This window comes from Clostridium sp. ZBS15, from assembly GCF_023845705.1.
GTDB lineage: Bacteria > Bacillota > Clostridia > Clostridiales > Clostridiaceae > Clostridium > Clostridium aquiflavi.
Genome location: NZ_JAMQHY010000014.1, coordinates 48,804 through 65,707 on the forward strand (window position 1 = coordinate 48,804; position 16,904 = coordinate 65,707).

Genomic DNA, 16,904 nt, shown 5'->3' on the forward strand with positions numbered 1-16,904 from the left:
TGTAGACATGAAAATAGGACTTAGCATAATAAGGTAGTTAATTGCAAAATGAAAGTAGGTATGATTATGTTTCAAATTAAGATAGATGATAATAATAACTTATATTGTAATAATAGTATCGATTTAGGTTTTTTGGGGACTTACAATTCAGATATGATTAGTATTGAAGAAGAAGTATGTTTTTCTGAAATAGAAAAGACAGTGTCAAAGAGAGAAGAAGAAATGAAAATTTTAACAGAAAAATATAATACATTTATTTCTAATGTTAATGAAAATATTGATAAGATAAAAAATCAATTTATAATGTGGCTTTTTGAAGATTTAACGGATACTTATTTTGAATTTTGGGAATGTTCAAATGCTGAATTTCCTTCATTTATTATTAAAGATAAAATTCCAGAAATAATAAATGAAGAAACAATTTATGATAAAATTAGTGGCAAAAATTATGAAGACGCTTGTAATGAAGTCTTTAATAAACCAGTAGATACTATATCTGGAATAGATGTGTTTAATAAATATTTACCAATGATTGATATAGAAAAGCTTTTAAGTACTATTATTCCTTCATTTATGGAATTATCAGAGTATGGTTTAGAATTTGAGATAAACAGTAATGAATGTGATGGTTATTTATTATTGGCTACAGTTGGCAGAATTGATAATGAATTTAATTTGGAAGTTTATGATAATAGGGGTTAAATATATTATTTTCATATAAACATAGTCATTTAAGTGGAAAATGACTATGTTTATAATAATTATTATTATTCATAGTTGGATGTGTACTTTTTCTCTTTACCATTAAGTTCTATATGAATGTCCCAAACCTTAGTAGTGAGCTTATTACATTAGTTACATATTTTAACTTGGTTATTATATATAATTATGTATAATAAATATAGAAACATAAAAATATTAATATGGAAGGAGATTTTTTAATATGTATGGGGGGACATTAAAAAAGCATATAGGGACAACATTGCTCTCGATTATTATTGTGGTTATTTTATTTTATTTCAAGGAATTAATATCAGTTTATATGGGTGATAAAATAGGTAAGCTTTTAATAGGCGTTTTTTTAGCCGCTGTTATTGTAAATATTATTAAATGGTTAGCTGTTTTTGTCGTAAGATTTATTTGGAAAACAAGTGTTATTTCATTTGAAAAGGCTATTAATAAAACTATTCATTTTAAATGCACAGATGAAGCATCTCAATTTTTAGTTAAAATAGGAGCATTATTTTCAATTACGGAAGCTACTTTAGATAAACATAATAAAGGTGAAAAAAATAAAAAGGGATTTATTAATTGTTTAGAAGTACGAGATTATAAAAGTAAAGATGAGAAAGAAATGATTCTTGCTTCACTTGGTGCTAGTTGGAACATTGAGAATAAAAATCAGCTTTATGCAAATTTGGAACAACTAATGGATAAAAATAATTTCTCAGATATAGACTTTGATATAAATAAGAATAAGTGGTTTGAAAAAATATTAAAAAAACATAATTTACAATTTGAAAATATTAAAAACAAAAAAAGTTCAAAACATATAGCTGCTTTTAATCTTCAAAGAGCTGTCTTATTATTAAGAGAATCATTAACATGTGATTTAATAAATTTAGGAGAATTTGAAGAATTTAAAACAAAATTACATAATCTAATTAATGAAGAATTTGCTTCAATGGAAGATTTTATTATAGACTATTTAATTGGTGTATGTTATTTCTATGAAGAGAAGATAGTCTTTGGACCTGTAATGATAAATGAGAGAGTTAACGGCGTAAAAACTTTAATTGAAAATGACTATTTTAATAAAGATTTAAACATTCTATAAACATAAATAGGAATTTATTTTATTTATTTAAATACAATTATTTACTTGAATTTGAAGGTGTGGAAACAATAATTTAATATTATTTCCACACCTTTAATATAATCAGAACAAACTATTATTAAGAGGTGATTAAAATAATGAAGTATGAAGTACCAGAATTATTTAAGGAATATGAAGAAATTATAAAAACAACTATTCGTAAAAGTAACGAAATTGCTTTTAAAGCAGGGAAAACAAAGCCATGGGAAAGTAAATTAGGGGGATGTCCTTATCTTGAAAATATTAATGATTATCCCTTAGATGAGGAAAACAATCCAATGATGTTTATTGCTCAAATTAATTTATCTGATTTAGTAGAATTAAAAAATATGCCACAAAATGGATTGCTTCAATTTTTTGTTCATAATGATGACTGTTATGGTTATGAGTATCCATGTAAAGTTAGATATATTGAAGAATATACAATGGATGAGAGTAAATTAATTAGTGAAAATCCATATGAGAAGGATTATGAGGATTTTTTACCATTTTATAAAGAAGGAAAAATGAACTTTCAAATAAATGAAATGCCAATGACTTGTCCTTGTGAAGATTTTAATAAATTATTTGATGGACTTAATGAAGAACAAGAAAATAAAAAGTGGGATGATTTTGATGGTGCAGGCAGTAGAATTGGAGGTTATCCATATTTTGTTCAATCAGAATCAGAGCATTATAAAGAACATAATATTTTATTATTACAACTAGATATAGAAGATGAATGTGGAATTATGTTTGGTGATTCTGGAAATTGCAATTTTTTTATTAGTGAAGAGGATTTAAAAAATAGAGACTTTTCAAATGTAAAATATGATTGGCAATGCTGCTAATGAAATTTAAGAGATTTTACAAAACTTGTAAATCGAAAAATAAGAGAGTATGGGATTTTTATTCTATGTATGAAGATATATTTAAGTATACTTAATATGGTATAATTTAGTTGTATAAGGTGTAATTTAGCAGAAAAAAGTTAAAATCAAAGGAGAACAATAATGTCGAAAATAACCAATGTTTCACATCCAGTTATACAATCATATATTGAGAATTTTATTGAGCAAAATGAAATTTCTAAAAATAAAGCAAAGGATCAACATACAGTATTTGAACAATTTATTAATTCACTTATATTATCAGTTTACTCTAATGATCCTAGTGTTACATATCAAGACATGGAGACTGGTACAGCTTTTGGGATAGATGGAATAGCAATTTTTGTAGCTGACAGAATTGTAACAAGTGTAGAAGATGTTGATTCTGTTATAGAAGGACTTAAAAAATTTGAAGTGAATTTCATGTTTACCCAAGTAAAAACTTCCGATAAGTTTGATCGTACAGAAATTGGAGATTTTTTAAATGGAATTAGAAGATTTTTTAATTTTTCAAAGTGTGAAATACCAGAACTTTTAAACCAATGGGAAATTACTAAGTATATATATTCAAAGAGTTCAAGATTTAAAAAAGCACCTAATTTAAGTATGAAGTTTATAACCTTATCATCAAAAGAGATAAATCTAAACGATGTTCATTTAGAATCAACGATATCAATGGGAGTTGCTGATTTAAGAGAAAAAAGTCTTTTTAGTGAAGTAAGGAAACCAGACTTTTTAGGAATAAAAGAGATAATGGAATTACATGAAAAAACTGTATCAGGACTAGAAGTTTGTGTAACATTATCGAAGCAACCGGTACCATATCCTAAGGATATGCACAATAAAATTAAAAATGGATATTATGGGCTAATGAAGCTGGAAGAATTCGAAAAGTTATTAACTGAAGATATCAATGGAGAAAAGGTTCTTAGAAAAGGAATCTTTAATGATAATATAAGATTTTATTTAGGTGCTTCTGAAAAACTTGAAGTTAATTCAAGTATGAAGAAACAATTATTAGGTGAAGAAAGTTATTTATTTGGCTTATTGAACAATGGAATTACAATAATTGCAGATTCCGTTGCAATAAATTCAGAGGAATTAACTCTTACAAACTATCAAATAGTTAATGGATGCCAAACTAGCAATGTAATATTTGAATGCCTAGAAAAAATTTCTGGTGTTAAGGATATTTATCTTCCAGTAAGACTAATTGGTACAGAAGATGAAGATACAAAACATTCAATTATAAAAGCAACAAATAGCCAAACGCCACTTAAAGCCGAGCAGTTAGTTGCATTATCGACTATTCAAAAAACTCTAGAACAATATTATATTACTAAGTCTAAAGGAAACAAATATCCACTATATTATGAACGTAGAACAGAACAATATAGAGATGAAAATATTCCCAAAGTTAAAATAGTTAATATACCATTTCAAATTAAAGCAACATCAGCATTATTTTTTGATATGCCACATGAAGTTTCAGGACAATATGGGAAGGTAGAGAAAAAAACTAGAGGATTATTATTTGAGGATTCACATATATCATTTCTTAATTCATATTATGTAAGTGGACTAGCATGGTATAAAGTAGAGAGATTTGTTCAAAATCAGGATGAGGGAAAAAGGTTTAGAAGAGCTAGATGGCATATAATAATGCTGTTAAAGTATTTATGTTGTCCTAAAGGAAAGTTTACTCTAACTATAGATAAAAAATCAGAAGAAAATAGCAGAATTATAGAAAAAGTTCTTTTAGATGATAATAAAACTAATGAAGTATTGAAGAAGGCTATTGAAGTTATAGAGGCTAGTCTTAGTAAAAAAGGAGATATAAATGAAATTCTTTCGGATAGAAAAACTTTTGAAAGAAAAGATACTACAACCTTAATATTAGACTACGTTGAAAATAATATGTAAATAGTAGCACGGTAATTTTAAATTTACTTAAGAGGATCATAGAAAAGTACATTATACTAAAGGTTACTCTAAAGTATAAATATTGAGGAAGTTTCTGTTAGAAATACTTCTTCTTTTCTTATGAAAAAATTAAAATTGGGGAGAATGAAATTAAATATAGCAATTTAGAAAAAACTTCACTTAATATAAATTACTTGGATAGGGCAGTTTGTATGTAAAAATAATGTATTACAATAAGTGGCAAATTAACAAAAAATGAAATGATAAAAGAAGAAGATAATGTTTGAGTGATAGATAAATAAGAAGTTATAGGGGAAATTATAACGAATTAAATACAAAACACTAAAAGGTAGTAAGCAAATATTTTACTACCTTTTATTCTTTAATACAAATGATTTAATTTCATCTTTATTTAAAGTTCCACTTGCAACACAAAGCCATAGAGTTATTAAATCTTTTAGGTTCATTAAGAAGGTGGCAAAGTATAACAGCCTTCCATTTACCACGGATAAAATCCATTGCTAAATCAAGCAAACAAACATATTTTTATTATTATATTTGATCAAATCAACATCTCCTTAAGTAATAGATTAATTATTTAAGATGATAGTAAAGAAAGTTTATTTAGTCAATACATTTGATTTTAATGATTAAATAATATCAAGTTACTAAAAGGTGCATACTTGTTAGACTTTCAATATGGCGTTATAGTATGTATGAACCGCGGATAACCTAATTCAAAGGAGAGATTTTAATGAAAAGTCTTTGGGATAAAACAAATATTTGTAAAATGGAATTAAAAAATAGATTTTTTAGAGGTGTACTTTGGGAAGAGTTAGCAGATGAAAAAGGACATTTAACACTTGAATTAAGTTCAATCTATGAAGAACTGACAAAGGGTGGAGTAGGTACAATAATAACAGGGTATGCCTTTGTAACAGAAGATGAGCAACCCAATCCAAGAATGATGGGAATATATAATGATTCGTTTATAAAGGAATATAAAGAATTTACAAATAAAATACATGATTTAGGTGCAAATATAATAATGTAAATAGTTTATGGTGAATTTATGACTACTTTTAATGTAGGAGAAAGAACTATCTGGGGTCCATCAACTATGCAGAATGAAGTTACTAAGACTTGGGCAAAGGAAATGACTAAAGATGAAATAAAATATTTAGTTAATGCATATTCAGAAGCAGCAAGAAGAGTTAAGGAATCAGGTTTTGATGGAGTTGAGATACATGGTGGACATGGATATGTACTAAATGGAAAAATGATAAAAGGAAAAACATTCAGCGATTTATCAGGAAGTTATAAATTAACAGCAGATGAATCAGGTGAATATTATATATATATGGTGAATTCTAGTTCCGAATATGTTGCTTTTAAGGAAGGTAGTATTGAAAAATAGTAAAATTTTTAATATGTAATAGTATAAAGCTTTTACTTAATATTTTAATAGAAAATATTAAGTAATTTAAAAAAAGAGATAAACTTAAAAATTTAAGATTATCATTTAAAATATATAAACAGTATAAATCTTGTTTTATATTAGGAAAGAGTCCATATTAACATAAATATGGACTCTTAAATATTTTTTATAAATTAAGTTTTATCATAGTTTCTTTTTATTCACTGGCTATAATAGCCAGTGAATTATGTTTATTTAATTTGTTTTTCATGCTGCTTTTTTAAGTTCAAAAAAAGTACCTCCACCATAAAGTATTAATGTGTTGTTATCTTTTATAAAAAAAGTACATGCTGGAAGATTTTTTAAATCATTTACCTCAATTTCTGTTACAGTATCGCTATTTATACTCAAAGTGCTTAAAGGTACAAGCCAATTGCTTAAAAATTCATCAGATGTAATAACTGATTTTTTGTAAGTAGGATTTTTAACTGTATCATTTAGGTAGCTTACATCATCTCCAAAGCAACTTGATTGCTCTTTTGAAAAACTTAGTTTTTTTCCTAATATTTTTTTTATATCGTCATCACTATAAGTTCCTACCTTACCAGATCCTACTACATTTTCTATAACCCATTGTCCATAAAATGATTCTTCATTTTGAACTTCTGTAGGGTTATTTTCAGAGTTTTTATTTATAGCAGTATTGTTATTACTATTATTTTTATTAGAATTTACTTTATTAGTAGTGCTTTCTTTTTTAGTATTATTATTTGTAATTTTTTCACTACTATTAGTATTGTTATTTGTAGTGTTGTCTTCAGTATCAGTAGCTTCAGTAGAAATATCATTATTTGTTTGGATATGATTATTTTGTGATTTTTCAGTCCCACAACCAGTTAGGGTTACTAGTAGTGCTACTAATATAAAAATTCTTAAAAACTTCAATTTTAAATCTCCTTCTAATGCTTTTGTTTTTATATATTACTTTATTTACATTTTAATCCATAATAATATTAGCATTAATTGTATTTTTTGTTAATATATTAATTAAATTTTCTCTATAATTTATTTAATGAAAAAAATATGGCTTATTTTAATAATTACGAATTTTTATTATTTTTTTGTTATTTTAAAGAATAATATGGTAAAATAAACATAAAATCCATAATATGTATCAAGATATAACAGGAGGTGTAATATTGAAACGTATATATGCAATAATATTAATTTTAGTTTTATCATTGGGATTGATTAGTTGTACTGATAAAAAAGTATCCAGTAATAATATAAAGGAAGATAATGAAGTTAGTAGTGAATCTGATAATGAATCTAATAGTGCTAATGAAAAAAATACTGATAAATTAAATAAAAATAAAAATGATGTAAAAGAAGCTAGTTCTAATTCTGATACAGCAAAGAATAGTACAAGCAATAATTCTAGTAGTAGTAATAACAATACTGTTAGTAATAGCAATAATAGTACAAGTACTAAGAGAGATTCACAAGATGTAACTAAAGAAGTAAGTAATGATAAAAATGAGGAATCATTTTATGGTAATTGGGTAATAAAAGAGGTAGTAGGATATAGTAAGGTACATGCAGGCAGGAACACATCATTAGTAATTAATACAAAGATAAGCTTGTCTAAGGATTTAGCTACTTTTGATAAAGATTCTTTTAAAAATCCTAAATATATAATTAAAAGTGAGAAAAAAGATGATTTAGAGTATGATTATCGTACTAACTTCTCAAAATTAGGTATTAATAAAGATTCTATTACTACTATAACTGTAAAAAGTGAAGATTCTTCTTTTCAAGATAAGCTTATTGTGAAGGATGATAATACTTTAATTTCTTGTGATGAAGGAATATTCTATGATGTTAAAAGAATTTCATCAACAGATAAAAATAAATAAAAAATTTATTACTTTATATATAATAAAGGGAAAGTGTACAAAAGACGGTAGAGTCTAATAAAAAAGAACTCTATTTAAAGGGGTACACTTTCCCTTAAATAATTTCTATAGATACTGCATTAGTTAAGTTTTATAGAAATTAATTTAATATATAAATATCTATAGAATTAATATATTTTTTAATGGGTAGAGTCATATATTCCATATAAGCACATATTAACTCTAGCTTTGCATCTTTTAGTTAATCCTTCGGAAACTGAATTATTAGCTTTATTCCAACTCATTAACGCAGATGTTATTCTATCAGGATTACCACTTATAACTGCGTTAAGTGTGACACATTTTCCGTAAAGTAAATCTCCTGTACCAGCATTGTATCCAATATCACAAATACAATCAAATGCTTGTTGTGATAGTGAAGCACCCTTTTCATTTAATACTGATTTAACTTCTTTTGCAACTTTATTTATTTCTTGTTTTAACCATGTTAATGCTTAAGATCTTGTACATGTACTAGATAAGCCATTTGGAAAAGCTGAAGAATTAACTTGGTAAGTAGTTCCATATCCTATAGTCCAACATGATTTATTACCAGGATAATAAGGATCTTCATAAGCATGATCATAAAAAGCTTCCCATCCCGCTATGAATTTAACTAAGTCATCTGAAATTAAACCATCTCCAGATACAGCAGAATTATTTGCAACACCATTTGAATCTATTGACCATCCATCAATTGTAGTATTGCAAGCCATTTTACCATCTGAATATAAGTAATACCATTTTTCATTTAATTTTATCCAACCAGTAGCCATTTCACCTGTATAATGAGTATTACCATCCTTTTCAGTCTTCTTTGTGTATAAGTAATACCATTTAGAATTAATCTCAGTCCAATCAGTAGCCATCTCCCCTTGAGGATGAGTAACCCCATATTTTTCAGTTTTATTAGGGTATAAAAAATACCATCTAGAATCAATTTCAATCCAACCAGTAGCCATTTCACCTTTAGGATAAGTGATACCATCTTTTTCAGTTCTCTTAGAATAGAAGTAGTACCATCTAGAATCAATTTCAGCCCAACCGGCAGCCATTTCACCTTTAGGATGAGTAATCCCATCCTTTTCAGTTCTCTTAGAATATAAGTAATACCATTTAGAATCAATTTCAATCCAACCAGTAGCCATTTCGCCTGTATAATGAGTATTACCATCTTTTTCAGTTTTTTTAGGATAGAAATAGTACCAGATTGAATCAATCTCAACCCAGTCAATATCCATTTTGCCATTACGTTCATTTAAATGAAACCATCTTCCATTTTCATCTTTTACCCAGCCTTTAACTAAAGTTCCAGCTTTGTAGCAATACCATTTTCCATTTTTTTCTTTCTAATCTAACATTTGTACATCATTTCCTTTCATATTTGAATTGCTAATCATATACTAAAAGGAGTTTTTTCTTAATTTTGTAAACTTTAATTTTAAAATAATATGTAAATTAAATATCTTAAGTGTGAATTTTTGACTTTTATATATAAATTAACTATTATTTATATATAAATGAAAAAGGAGTTAATTAATGAAAAAACGTATTTTACCAATAATGTTGATAATATTGACTTATTTAGTGATATTGATCACTTTTAAGGGGAATTATAAAGGGGTTTTAGCAAATCTTAATTTAATTTTTTTAGTTCTTTCAATTATATTTTTTATATCTAATATGATTTATCCATTTATACTAGCAAAGCATGGAGAGAACAGTACTACATTATTATTTTGGGACATGCTTCTTAAATTATGTAATATACCAATTTATATTGTAGTTTTTATGTTCGGAAGTATTATGATGATTTGGCCATTGGGATTTGGAGTAGTTATAGCACTCTTTTTGGCTATTTTTGATTTTATTATGTTACTTCCATCTTCTATGTATGGTATTAACGGAATAGTTCAAGCCTATAGAGAAAAGAAAATCACTAAATTAACAGCTGTAGTAAACTGTATTTTACATTTTCTTTTTTGTTTGGATGTTATAAGTGCTATAGTTATGTTTTGCATAGTAAAATCTAAAAGCAAAATCAATAAAAAAGTTCTTTAAAAATTAAATAATTTAATATTAAAAGATGCTTTATAAGCATAATAAGTGAATTTATTGTAAGGAGGGAGGTGAGAATTTGAAAAAATTAAAACACTCGAAGATAGGTATTATATCCTTCATTCTCACATTAGTAATAATAATTTATATGATTATTGTGACAATATTAGATATTGTTTGTGTTCTGCATAATCCGATTAAAATAATTCCACGTCACATAGAAGTACCAACTTTAATTATAATCTTATTTATTAGCTTTATACTGGGAGTTATTGCTAGATTTGAAAAAGAGTCAAAAAAAACATTGCCAACTATTGCGATTGTTATAAGTGGGTTACTTTTAATTCCAGCTATAATAGGACTAATTGAAGGTATATTGGCCTGCACAGTGTGATGATTATTATGAATTTTTAGGTGATACAGAATGGGGTAAGCTTGAAAAAATTAGCATACAGGATAACCTTGGAATTTTACTGAATTTAACATTTGAAGTCTGTAGATTAACGTAAAAGTATTAAGAAGCTATATCATATATTACATATTTTTGTTATGGAAAGTCTAGGTTTTTTTATTTGATATGGTTAGTTCTTTTACTACTTCTTATAATTGAAATTCTATATATAACTAATAACATTATACATAGAAAATTAAAAAAATTTAATGAAGATTATTTTTTTAACAATAGAAAATAATAAGAAAGGTTTTATTTAAAATATGATATTACTAATAATAAAATTATTTATGGGACTAATTTTATCTTTTGTAGGAATAAAATTATTGAGTTCTAGTATGAAAGATGAGTATATAAAAAAGTTTAAAGTAATTATAGATAAATTAAAATAGAATTATATAGCCCCCCATGTATAAGAGTAAACCTTATACATGGGGGGCTTTATTGTACTACTAGAGAATCTTTAGAAATTTTTTTAAAACTAAAAGAAGAATGATTAATAAATAAAAATCAATATAATAGTGTATTAAACTGTGTTTGTATGAATTTAACAAAATACAGTAAATACATCTAGAATTATATATTAATTGTTATTTGGGTTTGGTACATAAATATATTCTTGCCCATTTTTGTCTATGTACATATGCATATTATGTTCATTTCCGATTCTATTTCTAACCTTAAACATTTGTGTTGCAAAGAACACATTAGATCCATTATAAACACCTTTTTCTACAGAAAAACCATATTCACTAAAATCTGAATTTAACATATTAGCATTATGTCCAGATGATTCCTTCCACTCATCAAATAATTTTTGTGCTAATTCTTTTGCGCTTCTTTTTGTGTATTTATTATTAAAACACTTGTATTCAATATTTTCTGCATTTATTTGAGAATTAAATAATTGACGAGAATCTTGTCCATTATAATAATGAGAAAAATATCCATAGTTAGACATATGTTTTGATTTTTCTTTAGCTGAATTTCTAAGTTGATTTGTTTCAATTAATACAAAAACACCATTGCTTTTTCTATGTTTATTTATTAAATTAAGCATTTGGCTATCTACATTATTACAAAATTCTTCATAGCTTATTTCAGAGTCATCTATCCATTCACCATCTGAATCTATATAGTATCCGTCAATTGTTGTATCATGTGCCATATAACCATTATTGTAAAAATAATACCATTTATCATCAATAGTATTCCATCCTTTTGCATATGATCTATCAGACTCAAACCACCATCCAATATTGTCATTTTTCCATTGGCCATAAACAGCCTCTTGTGCATTAACTTTTTGATTTGGTAAAAATAATATAATTCCTGTAAGTATAGCTACTGTTCCTAATTTAATTGCTTTTTTTAAATATGTATTCATAGTCCTCCTCCTAAAAATAGAGCTTTTCTTTTAATTTATTATCAATATACATTAATGTAATAAATTAGTCAATTAACTCTTTTTATATATTTTACAAAAGGGGGGAATTTTTCTTGGAATTGAACGAAATTAAATATATACAGCTAAAAGCAAATTAATAAAAAAGACTTACTAAGTAGCAATTTGAGAGGACGATAATAATGAGATTGTTTTCAAAAACATTACCTGAACTTAAAGGAATTCTATTATTATGTGATGAAGAAGATGGGTTGTACTGTGAAAGCGATAGAGGTATTGAGCTTATTTTATCTGAAAGTGGAAAAAGTACTGTATTTAATTATTTGCCTCAATTAGGAAAATAATTGTATAACATACTAGCAAATTAGGAGGAATATTATGGGGAAATTAAAAGTCTTTTTATATAAATTATTTTGGTTAGATAAATTTGAAGGGAAAAGTAAAATTCTTAACTTTGGAGCAAAATTTTTTATGTATTGTTATATTATATTAATTCCTTTAAATTTATTATTAAACATTATATCTTTGGATTTAGAAAATATAATATTTGGATGTTTCTTGTTTGTAATATATCCTATTATGTACCGTATTGTAATGGGATTTCAAAGATTAATTCATGGAATATAAAATTTTTATTATTGTGTACATAAAAATAAGTAAGATAAAATAGTGAACTATTATTTATAATTAAACATTTTAATTTTATTTTACTAAGCAAAGGCAAGAATATAAATATAATAAAACACATAAAACAAATAGTAAAAATGGTAATTTGAAGGAGAGATTTTTATGGGAGAATTATCAAAACTACCTAATATAGGTAAAAAAGTTGAAAGTCAATTAAATAAAGTGGGGATATTTACATATGATGAATTAAAAAATATTGGAGCAGAGCAAGCTTGGCTAAAAATACAAAAAAATGATGTTTCAGCATGTATTCATAGATTGCTAGCGCTAGAAAGTGCAATTCAAGGTATTAAGAAAACAGCATTACTACAAGAACAAAAAGAAGCACTAAAGAATTTTTATAATTTGCATAAATGTAAATAGTAAACTAAGGATTGTATACTATAAAATTCAGTTTGTTATTTTGTTTATGATATTGAGTGTAATTGGTATTAAGGAGAGAATTGATGAGAAAATATTTTAAAGTAATTACAATAATTATAGCTGTAATTTTTTTGAGTGGTTGTAACAATATAAAGTTTGAAAAATATACTGGATAAAATTTAAATGTTGGAGTTATAGGTGAAATACCTGAAGTCAGAGAAGATAATGTTGCATTTAATAAAATTACATTTAAAGATTTAGAAGAAAAAAATATATTAAGCAAATATGATGCAATTTTTATTACAAAAGATAATTTGATAGAGGCATCAGAAGGGAAATATTCAAGTATCTACAAAGAAGGAATAGTTCCATTCTTTTTTGTTGAATCTATAAAAGGAGACATACCTTTTATAGATGAAGAACTATCATATGAAGAAGTACCACAGCAAGGTAATCCACCATCTTATGCAGTGGGTATATATATAAAAGATAGTAAAGTATCAAGTATTGAATATGGATTATATAATGATATAGAAAATAAGAAAAATATTGAAGATGTATACTCAAGGATTTTTACAACTATTTCAGAAAATAAATAACAATATAATTTTAAAATATAGATTTTTAAGTATTCATAGAATATTTTATAAATAATGATATATAAATATTAATTTGAAAGTAGGTGAAATCTCAAAATGAGAAAAGAGCGAATTAATAACTTGGTGCAGTCATTATAGCTGATAGTAGGTTGTACCAAGAATAATTTTATATACTATCAGAAAACTGCACCAATTTTCTATTAATTAAATAATAAATGAAAAGAGGAACAGTTATGAATTATGATGAATTAAAAGAATTATGGAAAAAGGAAGAAGATGCTGCATTTAAGGGGTGGGATTTTTCTTATTTAAAAAATAGATGGGATGATGAAGAATTACCTTGGAATTACAAAGATATATTGAAGAAATATTTGAATTCAGATTATAAGTTATTAGATATGGGGACCGGTGGAGGAGAGTTTTTATTAACAATTAATCATCCTTATAATAATACATCTGTTACAGAAATGTGGAAACCTAATTTTGAATTATGCAAACAAAAATTGGAGCCATTAGGGATTGAAGTTAAACAAGCATTTAATGATTCGAAGTTACCTTTTGAAGATAATGCTTTTGATATGGTTATTAACAGGCATGAGTCTTTTGATATTAAAGAAGTGCGAAGAATACTGAAACCAAATGGAATTTTTGTTACTCAACAAATTGGAGGGAAAAATAATGAAGTATTATCAAATGTACTGATAAAAGATTTTAAGCCATTATATAGCGATAATACTTTAGATAATAATTTAAGAAATTTAGAAAAGAACTCTTTTGAAATACTATATTCTAAAGAATATTTTCCTTATTTACGATTTAAAGATATTGGAGCAATAGTTTATTTTGCTAAAATTATTGAGTGGGAATTTCCAAATTTCTCTGTAGAAAATTGTTTTGATAAGCTTTGTAAATTGAATGAAGAGATAAATGTTAAAGGCTATATAGAAAGTATAGAACATAGATTTATTATAGTTTGTAGAAAACAAAATTAATTGTAATAAGTTTAAAAGAATGAAATTAAGCCAATGATATTAACGTGTCATTGGCTTATGTTATAATAATGATAAGTATAATGAAGTGAAAAAATATGAAGGGAGATGATATTTTGAATTTGTATTTAAACACTGATAAACCTTTAAAAAATTATAATGAGCTCTTTAATGAGGAGTATTTTGTAGATAAATCATTGATTATAAAACTATTAAATAAAAAAATAAATACAAAGAGTAAATATGTGTGTGTTACGAGACCGAGAAGATTCGGAAAATCTAGTGTTGCAGATATGCTTGGAGCGTATTATTCTAAAGCAGTAGATTCTAAGAATATTTTTGATAAACTTAAAATAAGCAAGACTTATGGATATGAAGAGAATTTAAATAAATATAATGTAATAAATATAAGTTTTAATACAATACCAGATAAAAACAAAACATATGAGGAATATATTAGAGTAATTCAAGAGGGTATAGTATATGATATAAAAACAATGTATCCTAATCTTGAAATTAAAAGTTTTTATAATATTAGCAATATGTTTAATGCAACAAATGATAAATTTATCTTTATATTTGATGAATGGGATTATATTTTTAATAATAATTTATTTGAAGAAAATCAAAATGACTTTTTAGAATTTTTAAGAAATCTTCTAAAGGATCAACCATATGTTGCGCTTTGCTATATGACTGGAGTTTTACCAATTAAAAAATATTCAAGTGGTTCTGCACTTAATATGTTTGATGAGTTTACATTTTTAAGAGATAGAAAACTTGGAGAATATTTTGGATTTACAGAAGATGAAGTTATAGCATTATGTAATAAAAATGGTGAAATAAATTTTAGAGAATTGGAGAATTGGTATAACGGATATACTACAGCTAGTGGAATTAAAATTTATAATCCACGTTCTGTTATTAAGTCATTAGAAAATAATTATTGTGAAAGTTATTGGACTAATACAGGGGCTATGGATGAAGTGTGTGAGTATTTGAAATATAACATTTTAGAAATTCGTGACGATGTTATAAAAATGGTTTCAGGTGAAGAAATTGATATAATAATAAATGAAGAATTTAGAGCAGGGCAAGGGGTTCCAAGAAATAAAGAAGAAATTTATTCAGCTATGATAGTCCTTGGATTTTTATCTTATTATGATGGATACTTAAAAATTCCTAATAAGGAACTTATGCAAGAATTTGAGAAAGCTTTAAGGGATGAATCTTTTGGATATGTATCTGAAATAATTGAAAATTCTAAGAGGATGTTAAAAGCCACTGTAAATTGGGATATAAAAGTTGTGGAAGAAATTTTACATGATATTCACAACTCGGAGATTCCAATACTTCAATATAATGATGAAAATAGCCTTTCATGTGTTCTAACTTTAGCGTATCTTTCAGCTAGGGACACATATAGAGTTGAAAGAGAGGAAAAGACGGGAAAAGGATATGCTGATTTTACATTTCATCCAAGAAGAAAGAATGATATTCCTTTTATAGTTGAACTTAAGAAAGATGAATTGCCAGAAGTAGCAATAAATCAAATTAAACAAAAAGAATATATAGAAAAGTTTAGAAATGAAAATAAGAGAAAAAAAGTGTTGGCAGTAGCTATATGTTATGATTCTAAGAATAAAGAACATGAATGTAAAATTGAAGAAATCTAAAATTAGAGATAGGCTAAAAAGTCTATCTTATTTTTTGTGTAGAAATTTAATTTATAAGTAATGATAAGGTTTATTAAAATAATTATATATTTTATCAATAAAATACATAAAACAAATAGTAAAAATGGTAATTTGAAGGAGAGATTTTTATGGGAGAATTATCAAAACTACCTAATATCGGTAAAGAAGTTGAAAGTCAATTAAATAAAGTGGGGATATTTACATATGATGAATTAAAAAATATTGGAGCAGAGCAAGCTTGGCTAAAAATACAAAAAAATGATGTTTCAGCATGTATTCATAGATTGCTAGCGCTAGAAGGTGCAATTCAAGGTATTAAGAAAACGTCATTACTATAAGAACGAAAAGAAGTAGTAAAAGATTTTTTTATTTAAGATAAGTATAAATTTAAGCTTATAAATTCCAAGTTGTAGATCAGTTTAGCTTTTTAAAATTTTATGTTTATTTTTTATAAAAATTTGATATAATATAAATAAAAAATACAGATAATAAAAAAGTAGAGTGTTGGAACACTCTACTAGATATAATTCTAGTTGCTTATGCAACTGGTATGACTAAATTTTTAGTTTGTAAAAATAGTAGCTTCCAATTGCGAGTCTGGGCTACTATTTTTTT

General features: G+C 25.6%; 17 protein-coding genes and 3 pseudogenes. 15 read left to right on the forward strand and 5 right to left on the reverse strand.

The genetic code is table 11. The features are described from left to right. The first annotated feature begins 66 nt into the window (after positions 1-66). From NG904_RS07155 to NG904_RS07170, 4 genes are all read left to right on the forward strand, one after another. Positions 67-702, forward strand: coding sequence for a hypothetical protein (locus NG904_RS07155; protein ID WP_252230738.1), 636 nt, complete (start codon positions 67-69; stop codon positions 700-702). 241 nt (positions 703-943) lie between these two features. Beyond that, the gene (locus NG904_RS07160; protein ID WP_252230740.1) at positions 944-1,837 is read left to right on the forward strand and encodes a DUF1266 domain-containing protein; all 894 of its coding nucleotides are present in this window, start codon (positions 944-946) and stop codon (positions 1,835-1,837) included. Between the two features lie 137 nt (positions 1,838-1,974). Further along, on the forward strand, positions 1,975-2,706 hold the full coding sequence (locus NG904_RS07165) for a YwqG family protein (protein WP_252213607.1): 732 nt from the start codon (positions 1,975-1,977) through the stop codon (positions 2,704-2,706). A 162-nt stretch (positions 2,707-2,868) separates the two neighbouring features. Then, on the forward strand, positions 2,869-4,668 hold the full coding sequence (locus tag NG904_RS07170; protein WP_252213605.1) for an AIPR family protein: 1,800 nt from the start codon (positions 2,869-2,871) through the stop codon (positions 4,666-4,668). A 450-nt stretch (positions 4,669-5,118) separates the two neighbouring features. Here NG904_RS07170 and NG904_RS07175 read toward each other — a convergent pair. After that, positions 5,119-5,234 (reverse strand): annotated as a pseudogene (locus tag NG904_RS07175) (winged helix-turn-helix transcriptional regulator); the annotation flags it as partial. Between the two features lie 224 nt (positions 5,235-5,458). Between NG904_RS07175 and NG904_RS07180 the strand changes: the two are divergent. Continuing rightward, positions 5,459-6,085 (forward strand): annotated as a pseudogene (locus tag NG904_RS07180) (oxidoreductase). Positions 6,086-6,352: 267 nt separating this feature from the next. Here NG904_RS07180 and NG904_RS07185 read toward each other — a convergent pair. Next, positions 6,353-7,030: a hypothetical protein gene (locus tag NG904_RS07185; protein WP_252213603.1), complete on the reverse strand. Its 678-nt coding sequence runs from the start codon at positions 7,028-7,030 to the stop codon at positions 6,353-6,355. A gap of 254 nt (positions 7,031-7,284) precedes the next feature. Between NG904_RS07185 and NG904_RS07190 the strand changes: the two genes are divergently transcribed. Then, a complete protein-coding gene (locus NG904_RS07190; protein ID WP_252213601.1) occupies positions 7,285-8,001 on the forward strand; it encodes a hypothetical protein in 717 nt (238 codons plus the stop codon). Between the two features lie 179 nt (positions 8,002-8,180). Here NG904_RS07190 and NG904_RS17630 read toward each other — a convergent pair. Next, positions 8,181-8,480, reverse strand: a pseudogene (locus tag NG904_RS17630) (glycoside hydrolase family protein); the annotation flags it as partial. A gap of 15 nt (positions 8,481-8,495) precedes the next feature. Further along, the gene (locus tag NG904_RS07195; protein ID WP_252230742.1) at positions 8,496-9,281 is read right to left on the reverse strand and encodes a hypothetical protein; all 786 of its coding nucleotides are present in this window, start codon (positions 9,279-9,281) and stop codon (positions 8,496-8,498) included. Between the two features lie 298 nt (positions 9,282-9,579). On the opposite strand from NG904_RS07195, the gene NG904_RS07200 reads away from it, so the two are divergent. Further along, positions 9,580-10,101, forward strand: a complete 522-nt coding sequence (locus NG904_RS07200; RefSeq protein ID WP_252213597.1) for a DUF6652 family protein — start codon at positions 9,580-9,582, stop codon at positions 10,099-10,101. A gap of 76 nt (positions 10,102-10,177) precedes the next feature. Continuing rightward, positions 10,178-10,492: a hypothetical protein gene (locus tag NG904_RS07205; protein ID WP_252230744.1), complete on the forward strand. Its 315-nt coding sequence runs from the start codon at positions 10,178-10,180 to the stop codon at positions 10,490-10,492. Between the two features lie 640 nt (positions 10,493-11,132). Here the strand turns inward: NG904_RS07205 and NG904_RS07210 are convergent. Then, on the reverse strand, positions 11,133-11,936 hold the full coding sequence (locus tag NG904_RS07210; protein ID WP_252230746.1) for a CAP domain-containing protein: 804 nt from the start codon (positions 11,934-11,936) through the stop codon (positions 11,133-11,135). 200 nt (positions 11,937-12,136) lie between these two features. On the opposite strand from NG904_RS07210, the gene NG904_RS07215 reads away from it, so the two are divergent. The 7 genes from NG904_RS07215 (at position 12,137) to NG904_RS07245 (ending at position 16,627) form a co-directional block, all read left to right on the forward strand. After that, positions 12,137-12,298, forward strand: a complete 162-nt coding sequence (locus NG904_RS07215) for a hypothetical protein (RefSeq protein WP_252230748.1) — start codon at positions 12,137-12,139, stop codon at positions 12,296-12,298. A 34-nt stretch (positions 12,299-12,332) separates the two neighbouring features. Then, positions 12,333-12,581: a hypothetical protein gene (locus NG904_RS07220; RefSeq protein WP_252230750.1), complete on the forward strand. Its 249-nt coding sequence runs from the start codon at positions 12,333-12,335 to the stop codon at positions 12,579-12,581. A gap of 162 nt (positions 12,582-12,743) precedes the next feature. After that, a complete protein-coding gene (locus NG904_RS07225) occupies positions 12,744-13,004 on the forward strand; it encodes a TfoX/Sxy family protein (protein WP_252230752.1) in 261 nt (86 codons plus the stop codon). Between the two features lie 314 nt (positions 13,005-13,318). Beyond that, positions 13,319-13,603: a hypothetical protein gene (locus NG904_RS07230; protein ID WP_252230754.1), complete on the forward strand. Its 285-nt coding sequence runs from the start codon at positions 13,319-13,321 to the stop codon at positions 13,601-13,603. A gap of 233 nt (positions 13,604-13,836) precedes the next feature. Further along, positions 13,837-14,595, forward strand: coding sequence for a class I SAM-dependent methyltransferase (locus NG904_RS07235; protein WP_252230756.1), 759 nt, complete (start codon positions 13,837-13,839; stop codon positions 14,593-14,595). Between the two features lie 113 nt (positions 14,596-14,708). Further along, on the forward strand, positions 14,709-16,268 hold the full coding sequence (locus tag NG904_RS07240; RefSeq protein WP_502801456.1) for an AAA family ATPase: 1,560 nt from the start codon (positions 14,709-14,711) through the stop codon (positions 16,266-16,268). Positions 16,269-16,417: 149 nt separating this feature from the next. Continuing rightward, entirely contained in the window at positions 16,418-16,627 is a 210-nt protein-coding gene (locus tag NG904_RS07245) for a TfoX/Sxy family protein (RefSeq protein ID WP_252230760.1), read from the forward strand. The last annotated feature ends 277 nt before the right edge of the window (positions 16,628-16,904 follow it).

Coding starts and splice junctions, on each gene's coding strand:
- NG904_RS07155 (WP_252230738.1), top strand. CDS start 67: ATGTTTCAAATTAAGATAGATGATAATAATAACTTATATTGTAATAAT.
- NG904_RS07160 (WP_252230740.1), top strand. CDS start 944: ATGTATGGGGGGACATTAAAAAAGCATATAGGGACAACATTGCTCTCG.
- NG904_RS07165 (WP_252213607.1), top strand. CDS start 1,975: ATGAAGTATGAAGTACCAGAATTATTTAAGGAATATGAAGAAATTATA.
- NG904_RS07170 (WP_252213605.1), top strand. CDS start 2,869: ATGTCGAAAATAACCAATGTTTCACATCCAGTTATACAATCATATATT.
- NG904_RS07195 (WP_252230742.1), bottom strand. CDS start 9,281: ATGGATATTGACTGGGTTGAGATTGATTCAATCTGGTACTATTTCTAT.
- NG904_RS07200 (WP_252213597.1), top strand. CDS start 9,580: ATGAAAAAACGTATTTTACCAATAATGTTGATAATATTGACTTATTTA.
- NG904_RS07210 (WP_252230746.1), bottom strand. CDS start 11,936: ATGAATACATATTTAAAAAAAGCAATTAAATTAGGAACAGTAGCTATA.
- NG904_RS07215 (WP_252230748.1), top strand. CDS start 12,137: ATGAGATTGTTTTCAAAAACATTACCTGAACTTAAAGGAATTCTATTA.
- NG904_RS07220 (WP_252230750.1), top strand. CDS start 12,333: ATGGGGAAATTAAAAGTCTTTTTATATAAATTATTTTGGTTAGATAAA.
- NG904_RS07225 (WP_252230752.1), top strand. CDS start 12,744: ATGGGAGAATTATCAAAACTACCTAATATAGGTAAAAAAGTTGAAAGT.
- NG904_RS07235 (WP_252230756.1), top strand. CDS start 13,837: ATGAATTATGATGAATTAAAAGAATTATGGAAAAAGGAAGAAGATGCT.
- NG904_RS07245 (WP_252230760.1), top strand. CDS start 16,418: ATGGGAGAATTATCAAAACTACCTAATATCGGTAAAGAAGTTGAAAGT.